At 65.7% G+C, this 12,790-nt stretch carries 13 protein-coding genes and 3 pseudogenes; 9 read left to right on the top strand and 7 right to left on the bottom strand.

What is annotated here, in order from left to right; translation table 11 throughout:
* Window positions 1-13 precede the first annotated feature (13 nt).
* Both ACQ95T_RS10400 and ACQ95T_RS10395 read left to right on the top strand, forming a co-directional pair.
* Window positions 14-190, top strand: a complete 177-nt coding sequence (locus ACQ95T_RS10400; protein WP_431473818.1) for an IS3 family transposase — start codon at window positions 14-16, stop codon at window positions 188-190.
* 32 nt (window positions 191-222) lie between these two features.
* Window positions 223-576: pseudogene (locus tag ACQ95T_RS10395) on the top strand (transposase); the annotation flags it as partial.
* 365 nt (window positions 577-941) lie between these two features.
* On the opposite strand, the gene ACQ95T_RS10390 reads toward ACQ95T_RS10395, so the two are convergent.
* Window positions 942-1,109 carry a hypothetical protein gene (locus ACQ95T_RS10390; protein ID WP_425944318.1) on the bottom strand — a complete coding sequence of 56 codons (168 nt, stop codon included), beginning with the start codon at window positions 1,107-1,109 and terminating at the stop codon, window positions 942-944.
* A gap of 357 nt (window positions 1,110-1,466) precedes the next feature.
* On the opposite strand from ACQ95T_RS10390, the gene ACQ95T_RS10385 reads away from it, so the two are divergent.
* Window positions 1,467-2,765 carry an aspartate aminotransferase family protein gene (locus tag ACQ95T_RS10385; RefSeq protein WP_425944320.1) on the top strand — a complete coding sequence of 433 codons (1,299 nt, stop codon included), beginning with the start codon at window positions 1,467-1,469 and terminating at the stop codon, window positions 2,763-2,765.
* A gap of 11 nt (window positions 2,766-2,776) precedes the next feature.
* On the opposite strand, the gene ACQ95T_RS10380 is transcribed toward ACQ95T_RS10385, so the two are convergent.
* The 5 genes from ACQ95T_RS10380 to ACQ95T_RS10360 form a co-directional block, all read right to left on the bottom strand.
* Window positions 2,777-3,304 (bottom strand): hypothetical protein, encoded by a 528-nt coding sequence (locus ACQ95T_RS10380; RefSeq protein WP_431472897.1) that lies wholly within the window; start codon window positions 3,302-3,304, stop codon window positions 2,777-2,779.
* 4 nt (window positions 3,305-3,308) lie between these two features.
* On the bottom strand, window positions 3,309-4,097 hold the full coding sequence (locus ACQ95T_RS10375; protein WP_431472896.1) for a hypothetical protein: 789 nt from the start codon (window positions 4,095-4,097) through the stop codon (window positions 3,309-3,311).
* A gap of 80 nt (window positions 4,098-4,177) precedes the next feature.
* Window positions 4,178-5,326: a M20 metallopeptidase family protein gene (locus ACQ95T_RS10370; RefSeq protein WP_431472895.1), complete on the bottom strand. Its 1,149-nt coding sequence runs from the start codon at window positions 5,324-5,326 to the stop codon at window positions 4,178-4,180.
* A gap of 131 nt (window positions 5,327-5,457) precedes the next feature.
* Window positions 5,458-6,621, bottom strand: coding sequence for an amidohydrolase family protein (locus tag ACQ95T_RS10365; RefSeq protein ID WP_425944325.1), 1,164 nt, complete (start codon window positions 6,619-6,621; stop codon window positions 5,458-5,460).
* 10 nt (window positions 6,622-6,631) lie between these two features.
* Complete coding sequence (locus tag ACQ95T_RS10360; RefSeq protein WP_425944327.1) at window positions 6,632-7,504, bottom strand: MurR/RpiR family transcriptional regulator; 873 nt, start codon at window positions 7,502-7,504, stop codon at window positions 6,632-6,634.
* A 132-nt stretch (window positions 7,505-7,636) separates the two neighbouring features.
* Between ACQ95T_RS10360 and ACQ95T_RS10355 the strand changes: the two are divergent.
* From ACQ95T_RS10355 to ACQ95T_RS10335, 5 genes and pseudogenes are all read left to right on the top strand, one after another.
* Window positions 7,637-7,870 (top strand): annotated as a pseudogene (locus ACQ95T_RS10355) (ABC transporter substrate-binding protein); the annotation flags it as partial.
* 80 nt (window positions 7,871-7,950) lie between these two features.
* A pseudogene (locus ACQ95T_RS10350) lies at window positions 7,951-8,822 on the top strand (ABC transporter substrate-binding protein).
* A 7-nt stretch (window positions 8,823-8,829) separates the two neighbouring features.
* On the top strand, window positions 8,830-9,567 hold the full coding sequence (locus tag ACQ95T_RS10345; protein WP_425944331.1) for an ABC transporter ATP-binding protein: 738 nt from the start codon (window positions 8,830-8,832) through the stop codon (window positions 9,565-9,567).
* Window positions 9,564-10,457, top strand: a complete 894-nt coding sequence (locus ACQ95T_RS10340) for a branched-chain amino acid ABC transporter permease (RefSeq protein ID WP_431472894.1) — start codon at window positions 9,564-9,566, stop codon at window positions 10,455-10,457. The genes ACQ95T_RS10345 and ACQ95T_RS10340 overlap by 4 nt, the downstream gene beginning before the upstream one ends.
* The gene (locus ACQ95T_RS10335) at window positions 10,454-11,494 is read left to right on the top strand and encodes a branched-chain amino acid ABC transporter permease (RefSeq protein WP_425944335.1); all 1,041 of its coding nucleotides are present in this window, start codon (window positions 10,454-10,456) and stop codon (window positions 11,492-11,494) included. Before ACQ95T_RS10340 ends, ACQ95T_RS10335 begins: the two co-directional genes overlap by 4 nt.
* Here the strand turns inward: ACQ95T_RS10335 and ACQ95T_RS10330 are convergent.
* Entirely contained in the window at window positions 11,487-11,633 is a 147-nt protein-coding gene (locus tag ACQ95T_RS10330) for a hypothetical protein (protein ID WP_425944337.1), read from the bottom strand. The two genes, ACQ95T_RS10335 and ACQ95T_RS10330, sit on opposite strands and share 8 nt — an antisense overlap.
* Here ACQ95T_RS10330 and ACQ95T_RS10325 point away from each other — a divergent pair.
* On the top strand, window positions 11,623-12,273 hold the full coding sequence (locus ACQ95T_RS10325) for an ABC transporter ATP-binding protein (RefSeq protein ID WP_431473817.1): 651 nt from the start codon (window positions 11,623-11,625) through the stop codon (window positions 12,271-12,273). The two genes, ACQ95T_RS10330 and ACQ95T_RS10325, sit on opposite strands and share 11 nt — an antisense overlap.
* Window positions 12,274-12,790 lie beyond the last annotated feature (517 nt).

Genomic DNA, 12,790 nt, shown 5'->3' with positions numbered 1-12,790 from the left:
GTTCTTCTCATCCCTGGAGTGGGAAGTTCTCTCCCGGCACGAGTTCGACACCCGCGCCCAGGCCCGCGCGGTCGTCATCGACTGGGCTTACGGGTTCTATAACCACCAGCGCCGCCACAGCGCGGCTGGCATGATGTCACCCGTCAACTACGAGCAGTCCACCGCAGCGTCCGTCCCGGACGCCGCGTAGCCCGAAACCCTCCACGATCTGGGGGGAACCACACCTGGGAGAACGCGTGGGACCGGTTCACCCCGTTCCTGGCGTTCGGGCCCGCGCTGCGCAAGGTCATCTACACGACCAACTCGATCGAGAGCCTGAACTACCAGCTGCGCAAGATCATCAAGAACCGCGGCCACTTCCCCAACGACGCCGCCGCGATCAAGCTGCTGTGGCTGGCGATCCGCAACATCGAGGACAAGCGCGCCCGAGAACGCGCCAAGGAGGCCGGCCTGCCCAAGGGCTCGCCGCGCAAGGCCCCCGGCAAACTCGTGGAGGGTTCCGTCGTCCAAGGTTGGAAAGCCGCTCTCGGCGAGCTCTCCCTCGTCTACCCAGACCGCGTCAACACCTACCTGTAAACCCATTGTGACCCACATCACTCACACAGAAAACTTGACACGCTCGGGCCAGGGCGTCCACGAGGACGCCGGCAGCCCTGACCCCGGCCACCGCCTCATTCAATCGCTGCTCGACCCGCCCACCGGCGGCTGCCGCGGACCGGCAGGAGATGACCACACCACGCAGGGCCTGACCACGGGTGACCGAAGTGGCGCCAGATGGGCGCTGCGATTCGTGGCTGCCCAGGGACCTGAACCGGGCCTCGGCGTCCAGCACGTCCAGCCGCATCCGAGACAGCTCCCACCGTGCCCGCGGCAGCACCTGGGCCACCTCGGTCAGGACACCCCGTGCCTCGCACAGCTCGATGGACCCCGACCTGTCTTCCTCACCCACCCCAGATCACCCCCAGCCACGACACGCGGCCGACCATCACACGACGGCCTCCCTCCCCGGTGTCGTAGGCGCCCGGCACCAGGCCCCGAACTGCCCGCCGGTGCGGGTCCGTCATCGCGGGGCTCACCACCTCCGGGTGGGGCGACGTGTCGTCGGTCATCTCCTGCTCCCCTCGCCTGATCCCCACCCCCGACGGGTGGGGTCCTCCTGGCCACCACACGCGGCAAGCGGGTCGGTGCGGGGTCCACCAATCGCGGCAGGACCATGCGGTGGGGCGAACGGTGCACGGGGACAGCAGCAACCCCCCGGCGGCCAGAGGCTGCCAGGGGGTTGTCCCTCAGGGATGTCAGGACCGGTGGGCGCTCTCCCACTGCTCGTCAGTCTCTGGTGCAGGCGCCCCCGCTTGGCGTAGTCCATGCCCTGCTCATCCAGCCACGCCTTGATGGGCGTGTCGACCAATAGACGTAAGGTCTGAACTACCCTGGACCCAACCGCCCCCGGGCCGGAAGGCGCGATTATGACCGCAAACTCAGCAGGGTTGTACGACCGCGACTGCGAAGTGATTGCCCGTATCCAGCATCTGCGTTTCTTCCCGGCGCACGCCATCGAAGGAAATGGCACGCACCTCATCGACGAGGACGGTCGACGCGTCCTTGACATGTCGGCGGCCTGGGGTGCTGCCACGATCGGTTACAGCCACCCGGAAGTCGTGGCGGCGGTCTCCTCAGCCGTCCGCTCGATGCCGGGAGCCAGCATCCTGTCGATGACCAATCCGGAGGCGGTCTCACTGGCCGAGGAACTGCGTAGCCTGGTCCCGGGTGAAGAGGACAGAAAAGTGTACCTGGGACACGCGGCCAGCGATGCTAACAGTGCCGTGATTCGCAGCGTCCGTACCGCGACAGGGCGGCCACGCGTCGTCACTTTTGACGGGTCTTACCACGGTGGACTCGGGGATGCCGAAGGCGTCTCCGGTCTATATCTTTCGCGCGCGGGTGCCGATGCGTCGGCGGTGGCCGTGGTTGCCTACCCCTCCGAATCCATCCCCGGATCGAGTGCAGCCGCCCTTACTGCAGTGCGCACTGAGCTGGGGCGCGGTGATGTGGCGGCCGTCATCGTCGAGCCATTGCAGTGCGACGGTGGTGTCCGAGTTCCACCCGCAGGGTTCCTGACGGCTCTCTCTGATACGTGCAGCGCCTTCGGTGCGTTGCTGATCTGTGATGAGGCCAAGGTTGGACTAGGGCGTACGGGCCTGCTGCACGCCTTTCAAGTTGATGACGTGACCCCCGACATAGTGACATTCGGCAAGGGGCTGGGCGGCGGCCTTCCGTTGTCCGCCGCCGTCGGGCCGGCGAGCATATTGGACGCCGCTCCGGCCTCAGCGCTGCTGACGACGGCGGGTAACCCAGTGGCAGCCGCGGCGGGACGTGCTGTCCTGAGAGTCTTGTTGCGCGATGGTCTTGCGGCCCGCGCCCAGAAGCAGGGGGAGCGGCTGGCGCGCGGGCTTGACGAACTGGCCAGCCGCCATTCGTGTATTACACACATTCGCGGGCGTGGATTGGTTCGTGGCGTGGAAGTGTCCCACCGAGACGGGCGACCTGCGGGTGATACGACGGCAAAGGTGGTATTCCGGGCCTATCAGCTCGGCGTGATCGCTTACTGCGTGGGAGCACACGGCAACGTCATCGAACTGACTCCCGCCTTGATCATCGCCGATTCCGATATCGACCTGGCCCTGGCGGTCCTGGACCAGGCGTTCGCTGACGTTGAACGAGGGCTCGTGTCGAACGCCGAAGTTTCTGCATTCACCGGCTGGTAGGGCCTCGGAAGTCAGTATCGGAACCGGAGACGCGCCGCGACCTCTTCGGCGACCATACGCCCGTACGTTGTCCACTCGTGACGCCGTACGGTGAGATAGGCCTCCAGCAGGAGCGGGTGAAAGGTACGGGTCACCAACTCACTCGACTCCAATGCTACGAGGGCCTGACCGAGGTCGGGCGAGAAGGTCCGCACGCCTCGCTCCGCTCGCTCTGCCTCCGTCAGCGTGTCTGGGTCTACGGTGATCTCCGGGGAAAGAGTCAGATCCTTGTCGACCCCGTCGAGAGCCATGGCGAGGAACGCGGCGACGGCGAGGTAGGGGTTGGCGGCGGCATCGGCCACCTTCAACTCCATGTTGGCCTGGGCATCCTCCCGGCCCTGCTGGCCGGCCATGTACCGAACTGACGCCTCGCGGTTGCCTTTGCCCCAGCAAATATAGGAACCGGCCCAGCTGTGAGGACGGAGCCGAGTGAAGCTGAGCACGCTGCCGCCCAGCAGGGCAACAGTGTCCCCGACGTGGGCAAGGACACCTGCGATCATGTGCTCACCGGCCACTCCGATGCCTGTGGGGGGAATTGGGGTCGTGGAACACGTTGCGCCCGTCCCGCCGGGCCGAAAGGTGGATGTGGCAGCCGTTCGTTGCCTCGCCCGGCACGGGGACGGGGGAGAACGAGACGAGCAGGCCGTGGGCCTGTGCGGTGCGCGCTATCACCAACCGGGCGAGCAGGAACTGGTCTGCGGCAGTCACGGGGTCTGCAGGCTCCAGCGAGACCTCCAGCTGACCATTGCCGTACTCCGGATGCAGCTGTGACACGGGGACGCCTGCCGCGGCCAGGGCCTCCAGCAGATCGAGGTGGAAGGCTTCGAGCTCGATGAAGGGGGTGTTCCCGTAGCCAGGGCCGGCATGGGCAAGGACCGGGTCATCCTTGGTCCCGCGGAATACGGAGAACTCCAGCTCAAAACCTACGGTGAAGTCGAACCCAGCCACCTCCGCGGTCGCGAGAACGTCTTTGAGAGCGGTTCGCTGACAGATCGGATCGGGCGCACCGTCCAGACGGCACAAGTCGGAGGGAGCCCAGGCCAAGCCGCGTTCTGCGTCGAGGACCGCCAGGGCACCCAGGTCCGGTATGCAACGGAGGTCACCGATGGCAGCATCGATGTTGGGCGTACTCAGCACCGCGTCATCTACGGCGAGCAGGCTCGCGACGCTACGGGAAATGGTGGCTCCGCCGGCCGCAGCAGTGTCTAGGCGGGCACGCGGAAGCACCTTGGACCGAGCAAGGCCGGCGTTGTCGATGTAGGCGACCAGCAGGGCGGAGACGCCATCGAACACGCCGTCCTCGGTTCCTGTCTCGTTTGCCTTATGGGGTGAAGTCATCGGATCCCTTTCTACGCCTGCCCAGCCCACGGCATTCAGACGGGCTGTGGTCGGTTTGGCGTGCTGCTTCGGCTTTCACGGTGCGGCGGATGTGTTGCCTCTGTCGTTGAAGTCAGGCTCTGTGCGGCTGAAAGGTAGGCGACGAGCATGATCGTCGCCACGGTGTCGACGGCATCGTCGGCCGGCACGAAGCGGGGGTGATGAAGCCCGGGAGTTTGCGACGTCGCTTCACCGATCCCGGCGAAGATCATCAGCGACGGGAACAAGGAGCCGTACCAGGCGAAATCGTCGGCCCCACAGGAACGGACCGGGTCGGCCTCTGCAAGACCATGATCCTCGAGGGCGCGGGTGACCAGGTGTGCCAACCGATGGTCGTTCTCCAGGACGGGCTCTCCCCACTCGAACCTGCAGTTCGCCGTGCACCCGTGAGCCGCTGCAACGCCTTCTGCGACCTGGGCGATGGCGGCGGTGACCAGGCGGCGGTCATCTTCGGAGAACGTGCGCACGGTGCCCTGGAGCAGCACCTCCTCCGGGATGGCATTGTGGGAGTCGCCGCCGATCACCCGCCCGACCGACACGACGCTGGGACTCATGGGATCGACCCGCCGTGACACCACATGCTGCAGCGCCTGGATCACTGCGGCGGCGGCGACGATCGGGTCGCGTCCACGGTGCGGATAGGCCGCGTGCGAGGGGACCCCGCAGATCCGCAGATCGAAGTTGTCGGATGCTGCGTTGATGGGGCCAGCCACTGCGGAAAAGGTACCGGCCGCGATCATGGGCTGAAGGTGCACGCCGATCATCGCGCGGATGTCCTTCCCGGCCAACGCGGGACTCGAGACGAAGTCCTTGGCTCCGGAGGGGTAGACCTCCTCTCGTGGCTGGAAAGCACCGATGAGTGGTACTGGCGTCCCGATGGCCTGCACGGTGCCGAGAACGGCCACGAGGGCCGCGGTGTGGACGTCGTGACCGCACAGGTGGGCCACGCCGGGAACAGTGGAGCGCCAGGGTTCATTGCTGTCCTCCTGGATCGGAAGCGCGTCCAGTTCTGACCGAAGGGCCACAGCCGGGCCCTGCTGCCCACCACCTGCCCAGACAAGGAAACCTCCTTTGATCCTTACGGGGTCGGATTCGCCAAGGAGGTCCAAGACCCTAAGAGCCGTCCCCTGCTCGTCTCCACCCACCTCAGGATGGGCGTGAATATCACGCCGCAGGAGGCGAGCCGATGGGAGACGACGGGACAGTTCTTCATTCGCCCGACGGCGCAACTGGGTCCAGTCAGCCTCAGTGGTCGGACGATTGTCGTTACCTGTTGTCACGAGCCGCCCCGCCCGAGGACCCGGGCGTCCTCGCGACCCCCAGTTCCTAGGTTGTAGGCGCGCAGGGCGTTTCCGGAAGCGATCATGGTGGCGATTCGTCGCGCGTCGTCGGCCGAGGTCCAGCCCTCGGCAATCCACGCATCCAGCAGCCGGTCCATCTCGTGCCGCCAAAGATGGGCACTGACGGTGTACAGCTCAGCGAGCCCGTAGGCATCGGAGGAGAACAGCACCTTGGAGAAGGGGGCGATTTCCATGACCTGCCGGACGGCTACCGTGGCGCTCGGACCCAGGTACTGCGTCGCCAGTCCGACATCGCAGTACACGTGCGGGAACAGCTGGGCGGCAATGGCGGCCTCTCTGATGTACGGGTAGCAGTGAAGCAGCATCATGTTTGTGCCCGTTGTCCTTGTCGCCACGAAGAAGTCGCGCAGGCGTGAGGGGTCGGAACGGTGTAGCAGCACGTCGCTGTCCCCGTAACCGGTGTGGAACTGAATGGGTTTCTGGTAGGGGATGGCTGCCCAGATGAGGTGCTGCAACAAGGTGGGGTCGGAAATCCGGTAGTCGCCGGAGGACTCGGCTCCGGCCAGCCAGCGCCCCACCGCGTCACGGACCTCACCGTCCCCGGGAGCCTCACCACGGAGGTCGAAGCCCCACCGGTAGGCGATGATGGACTTGAAACCGACGGCACCGATGGCGCGTTCGTCCAGGGCTGCGGTGAAGTCTGCGGCGAAGCCTTCGGCACTACTTCCTGGTCCAACCTGCTCGGCCACGGCCTCCAGACGCACGATCTCCTCGCCGATCGATCCCGTAGCAACGGCCATATCCTCGGGGCTCATCAATTGGTCAGCAGCGAATCCGGTGTCGATGAGATACCGCTCGATTCCGGTGAGCGGCATGAGTGCCGCATGAGCGTCCTGGGCGCACATGTTGGCACGATGGTCGACATACTCCGCCACTGGGACGTGACGGGGGAGACCGAGCGCGGGACCGCAGATCGCCCGGATGGCCAGTCCCACGGGGGAATCCAGGCTTTCGGTGCCTTCCGGCGCCGGCCAGTGTGCCTCCGTGCTGAGCAGGCGGAACTCCTGTGGGCTGGGTGCCTGCCTCAGTAAGCCGTGGCAGTGGTGGTCGATCAGGCCCAGGTCGGTAGTGGCAGGCACGGGTCCTCCGTCAGTTCTCTGATGTGGAAGTTGAGCGGGTGGTTGAAGGGCTGCTGAAGCCGTGCGTCGCCCAAGCCTCGTCGTAGTCTTTCATGCGCGAAATCGGGAGGTCTCCCATGGCGTCTAGGACCCCCGTGACCACGGCCTCGACGACGGCCATGGCATGGACGACGGAGTCCAATGGGTGAGGAGCGACCAGACTGGTCGTGAGAACTGCGTCGGCGTGCTGCGCGATTGGGCTCATCCAGTGGTCTGTCAACAAAATCACCTTCGCGCCCCGCCGTGCGGCCTCTGCGGCAAATGTCACCGTGCTCGGTTGGTACCGCCGGAGGTCTGTCACAAACACGACGTCCTTCGGCCCCAGGTCGACGATGACGGAAGTGCGATCTTCCACGCTGAGGTAGTGAGTCCTTGGCCGCAGCACCTCTAACAGCATCACCAGAGTCTTGGCCACCACAGTGGTGAACCTGCCGCCGGTGGCATAAACCGTGCTTCTTGGCGAGGCGAGCAGGGTGACCGCCTTAGCGAAGTCGGCCGGGTCCAGCCGCTCAAAAGTTTCCTCTAGGCCTCGTACGAACACCTGTCTCGAGCGGCCGAGCGGATCGTCTTCCGCCTGGTACTCCTTGGCCTGCCGCAACGGAATCCGAGCCTGCTCCTGCAACTCGCGCCGTAATGCCTCCTGGAACGCTGGATAGGAACTGAAGTCCAGACGATCGACCAGGCGCAGCACGGTTGGAGCGCTGACTCCGGCCGCCGCGGCGACGGCGGCCGTGGTGGTCAGGCCGGCGACCGGATAGTCGGCCAGCAGAACGCGCGCAGCCTTCAACTCGGCCGGCGGCAACTGCGGCATCTTCGCGCGCAGCCGCTGGGAGACAGTCTGCATGACGCGTACGTTATATGTGCTACCCGTTGACAGCAAGGTTGTTGCGCTCATAACGTTCGGGTACCGGTCCGGGGCTCGCCCTTAGGCGTGCCAGCGCCCCGGACGACCAGCTAGCCCAGCCAGGAGGCTGCTATGACCACTGCCCCTCGCGGCTCGACACGAGCCGTCACAACCGCTGCCGTGGCCGCGGCCCTTACCCTCGTGGCTGGATGCTCCGGCGGGACGGGTGACGACGATCCCATCAGGATCGCGCACATCGGTGACTACTCCGGTGACTGGTCCTTCTACGACGTGCCAATTCGTGACGGGCTGCAGATGGCGGTGGAGGAGATCAACGCGAACGGTGGCGTGCTGGATCGGGACATCGAGCTGATCACGGCCGACACGGCGGGGGGGACCAGGCAGAGGCAGTCCGCGGCGTCGAGGAGGCGCTCGACGACGGCGCCGTGTACATCACCGGGACGACCGCGTCGGGGCCATGGGGTGCGCAGGCGTCCGTCGCCTGCGGGGAGGGAGTCCCGATCTCCACGGGCGATGGCACCTCACCCACGCTGGTGCCCTCGGCGGGTGACTGCGCCTACCACCTGCTCATGCTCGACACCGTGCAGGCCGGTGCCACCGCGCAGTACGCGGTCGACGAGCTCGGCTACGAGTCCGCCTATGTCCTTGGTTCCAGTGACGACGCCTATACGGAGGGCCTGGCCGCCTACTTCGCCGACGCCTTCACGGAGAACGGAGGCCAGGTCGTGGCTGAGGAGGAATTTCGGATCGGGGCCAGCGACTTCAACGTCCAGGTGACCAACATTGCCGCCCTCGACCCGGCGCCCGACGTCATCTTCACGTCGATGTTCACGCCGGACACGCCCCAGTTCCTGCGCCAGCTGCGAGGGCCGGGGTTGACATCCCGGTCATCTCCGGCGACGGGTCGGTCGACTCGAGCGTCCTGGAGGCCGGTGACGCCGCCGAGGGCCTGGTCGCAACCTATCACGCGTGGCCTTCCGAGGAGAACCAAGTTGCAGAATTCTTGGAGACCTTTGAGGACCCAAACCCGAGCTCGTCCCCGCAGAACATTGTCACCGCCGTGGGTTACGACGAGGCATACCTGGTCGCGCAGGCCATCGAGGCGGCCGGGGAGGCCGACCCGGAGGCGATCGCCGAAGAGCTGGACAACATCGAGTTCAGCGGCGTGACCGGCTCGTTGCAGATGGACCCCGAAACACACCAGGCGGACAAGGCCGTCACCCTGATCGAGGTGACGGACGGCCAGTACGAGTTCATCGAGACCTTGTTGCCGGACTACGTCCCCAGCGCAGGTTGAGCAGTCAATGACGGTGCGGGACGAGATCCTCGGTGTCGAAGGACTCGAGGCGGGCTATGGGCCGGTCCGAGTCCTACACGGTGTCGACCTCACGGTGCGGCGTGGTGAGGTCGTCGCGGTCCTGGGAGCCAACGGGGCAGGCAAGAGCACGCTGTTACAGGCGCTGGTGGGCATGGTCCAACCCCGAGCTGGAACGGTAACCCTTCTCGGTCAACCGGTCCAGGGGCGGCCGCCGGAGGACATCGTCCGTCGAGGCCTCACGCTCGTCCCGGAAGGGCGTCGCGTGTTCCCGCGCCTGACCGTTGCCGACAACCTGCGGATGGGGGGGTACTCGCGCAGCGACCGGACGGCCATGGCCGAGGACATAGACGAGATGTTTGACCGGTTCCCGGTGCTCGGTGAGCGTCGCAGCCAGCACGCCGGGACCCTGTCCGGGGGCGAGCAGCAGCAGCTTGCCATCTGCCGGGCACTAATGTCCCGGCCCGAGATCATCCTCCTCGACGAACCCTCGCTGGGACTCGCCCCTGTCATGGCCCAGCAAGTGTTCGAGCTGGTCGCCGAGCTGCACGCTCGGGACGGGCTCACGGTCGTCCTGGTCGAGCAAAATATCTCCCAGGCCCTCGAGCTGGCCGATCACGCCTACGTGTTGTCGGGTGGCCGGTTCACGACGAGCGGCACGAGTGCGCAGATCGCGGCGGCGGCACACGATCTGGAGGCCTCCTACCTGGGGGGGCAGTCGGCATGAGCCTTACCCTATTGACGCAACAGCTCATCAATGCGCTGAGCCTGGGTTCGATATACGCGTTGCTTGCCCTCGGCCTCGCCGTCGTCTTCAGCGTGCTGGGTCTGTTGAACTTCGCGTATGGGGAGATCGTGACGGTCACCAGCTACGGCGTTGTCCTGTGCGTGGCCGCGGGCGCGCCGTTGTTCCTGGCTGTCGTGGTGGGCTTCACGCTGGGGGCCTTAACCTCGTTGGTCACTGAGGCCGTGGCGTTCCGGCCGATGCGTCGAGCGCCTGCATACGCGGTGGTGTTCTCCTCTTTCGCCGTGGCTGTGATCATCCAGGCGACCATCCGTAACGTGATCTCCCCGCGCCCGCAAGGTATCGCGGTCCCCGCCTGGCTTGACCGGGTGCTGTCGCTGGGCACCATTCGGGTGCCAGTCTTGTCGTTAATCACGATCGCCATCGCGGCCGTCGCCATGGTGGCCCTCAGCGCCCTCTTGCAGCGGTCCCGTCACGGCATTGCTATGCAGGCGGCCGCGCAGGACTTCCAGGCCACCCGCTTGATGGGGGCCAAGGCGGGAAATTTGATCCGGCTGGCCTTCCTCATCTCCGGGGTTCTGGCAGCCGTAGCTGGCTTGCTGTGGGTGATGCGGGTCGGCAGTGCCACGCCCGGCATGGGATTCACCCCGCTGCTTCAAGCGTTCGTCGCGGTGGTCCTCGGAGGCCTGGGGAACCTGCGAGGAGCCGTTGCAGGCGGATTTGCGCTAGCCTTTCTCGAGGTCTCACTGCAGGTCTTCCTGCCTAACTCCCTGGTCCCGTTCGTGCAGGCGATCACGCTAACGCTGATCATCGTCCTGCTGTACTTCCGGCCGCACGGCTTCGGCCGCCGGGTCGAAGGCAGACTCGCATGAACCGGTGGTCCACGCTGAGGCTGCGTGCTGCCGCGGTCACGTTCGCGGCCCTGGCGGTGCTGATGCTGGTTGTCGGAGTCGTGGGGGAGACCATGCTCGGCCGCAGCGACCAGCGGGTGGTAGTGGAGTTCTTGCTCACGGCCGGCATGGTGATCGCCATCCAGTGCTTCGTCGGCAACTCAGGCATCATCTCTTTCGGCCACGTCGCCTTCTTCGGCCTCGCCGCCTACGGGACGGCACTTGCCGCCATCCCTGCTGACGTCAAAACGGATGCTCTGCCGGCCCTTCCAGATTCTCTCGCGAGCCTTGAGCTGGGCCTGATTGGGGCGGTCGGGGTGGGGGTCCTGGTAGTCACGGTATTCGCGGTCGCCACCGGTGCCCCGTTCTCACGCATGGACGTCTCCGTCGTACCCATGGCTACGCTCGCCTGGCTCGTAGTCATCCATGCGGTCATCAATCGATGGAACGGTCTCACGGGCGGACCCACCGGCATCTCTCGAGTGCCGGACCTGGTAGGCGTACCGCAGGCGCTGGTCACCGTGCTGTTCATCACCGCCGTGGCTCTGCTCTACGGTGCTTCGCCATGGGGGTTACGCCTTCAGGCCGTGCGAGAAGACCCCGTCGCGGCTGCCTCGCTCGGGATTCCCGTGGCCCTGACTCGGTTCATCGGATGGATGGTCAGCGCAGTGCTGATGGCTGTCGGCGGTGGCATGTGGGCGCTCAACGCGCTGGCGTTCAGCCCCGCCCAGTTCTTCTTCGCCGAGACCTTTGCGCTGCTGGCGATGTTGGTTATCGGTGGCCTCGGGTCGGTCACCGGTGCAGTTGCCGGAGCAGCCGCCATCACCGTGCTCTCGCAGCTACTGCGTGACCTGGAGAACGGTTTGAGCATCGGCACCCTGTCCCTGCCGGCGCTGCCAGGCATCATCCAGCTGGCCACCGCCGTCCTCATCCTTGGGGTGCTTATCTGGCGCCCAGGTGGCGCCTTTGGCAATCGCGAGATCGGCGATCTCCTGCCGAGAGGAGGGAGAGTCAAATGACGACGGCCAGCGCGCCGATTGAGGTGCCCCAACCGAGTTCCGCGACCCACGGAGCGGGCAACGTCGGGTTGATCGTCGATCGTGTGACGAAGAGTTTCGCTGGTGTGAAGGCCTTGTCAGAGGTCAGCATGGCGGTCATGCCGGGAGAAATCGTAGGACTGATGGGTCCCAACGGATCGGGCAAGAGCACGCTCGTGAACGTGATCAGCGGGATCCTTACGGCCGAGTCGGGAAGCGTGCGCATAGACGGTGAGGACGTGACCAGGGCCTCGGCCGGTCACATCGCGCGCGCTGGGGTGTCGCGCAGCTTCCAGACCGTCCGGCTCTTCCGGTCGCTCACGGTCCGGGACAATATCGCCGCCGTCGTCAGGGGTAGCGACTCACCTGTCGATGAGGTGGCGCTCCAACTGATGGACCGGCTTCGAATCGGGCACCTTGCCGATGCGCGCGCGGGTGAGCTCGCCTACGGTCTTCAACGACGTGTCGAGGTGGCTCGCGCCCTAGCCACTGGCCCCCGGTACCTTCTCCTGGACGAACCCGCCGCCGGCCTCAACGATGTCGAGACCGACGAACTGCAGCAGATCATTCGAGACTCGACCTCACCGGAGGAGTTCGGTTGTGGGGTGCTCGTCATCGATCACGACATGCACATGATCACCGCATTGTGTGACAAGCTGCACGTCCTGGCCAGCGGTAGGACCATCGCCGAGGGGCAACCGGCGCAGGTGAGGGAGAACCCGGAGGTAATCACGGCATACCTCGGCACCAAGAGGCACTGATCCACGACCTCCCGAGCGCCTTGACAGCCTTGACCTGCGGTTATGGGCTGATCTCGATGTCGAGGGCGTGTGTCCCATGTGGGCAAGTCCCCCTCCGGACACAAGTCATGGCTCTGACCAGCGGAAACGCGGTAATTTTCGACGATCGGCGACGTGAACCCCCACGCGATGGTCAGATCTGCCTCAACGATCGCGGCAGCGGTTACGGGGAGGACTAGTCCTCGGGGTGCTCTTCAGCCTGTGGCAAGAAGATGATCCCCCGCTCGAGATCGACCCCAGCACCATGAGGATCGTCATCCGCCTCCGAACCGGGCCTTGCTCGGGATCGGCGGCGATCGAAGTGTCCTTGGGCGAGGTGTCAAGGTCGTGGGAGAGGTCACCGTCGACCCTGCGAGCCCTGGGCGCACGCGTTGTGGACGCGGGTCCACGCGCACCTTCGTCAGCTCCGTGCCGCACCTCGAGCGGGTGAGGGTGCATATCGGCCCGCAAGCCGGTGCACCCCGCTGCCCGGGCCCTG

This window comes from Ornithinimicrobium carbonis (assembly GCF_050703245.1).
Lineage (GTDB): Bacteria > Actinomycetota > Actinomycetes > Actinomycetales > Dermatophilaceae > Ornithinicoccus.
This window is presented reverse-complemented; position numbering and strand designations above follow the sequence as displayed.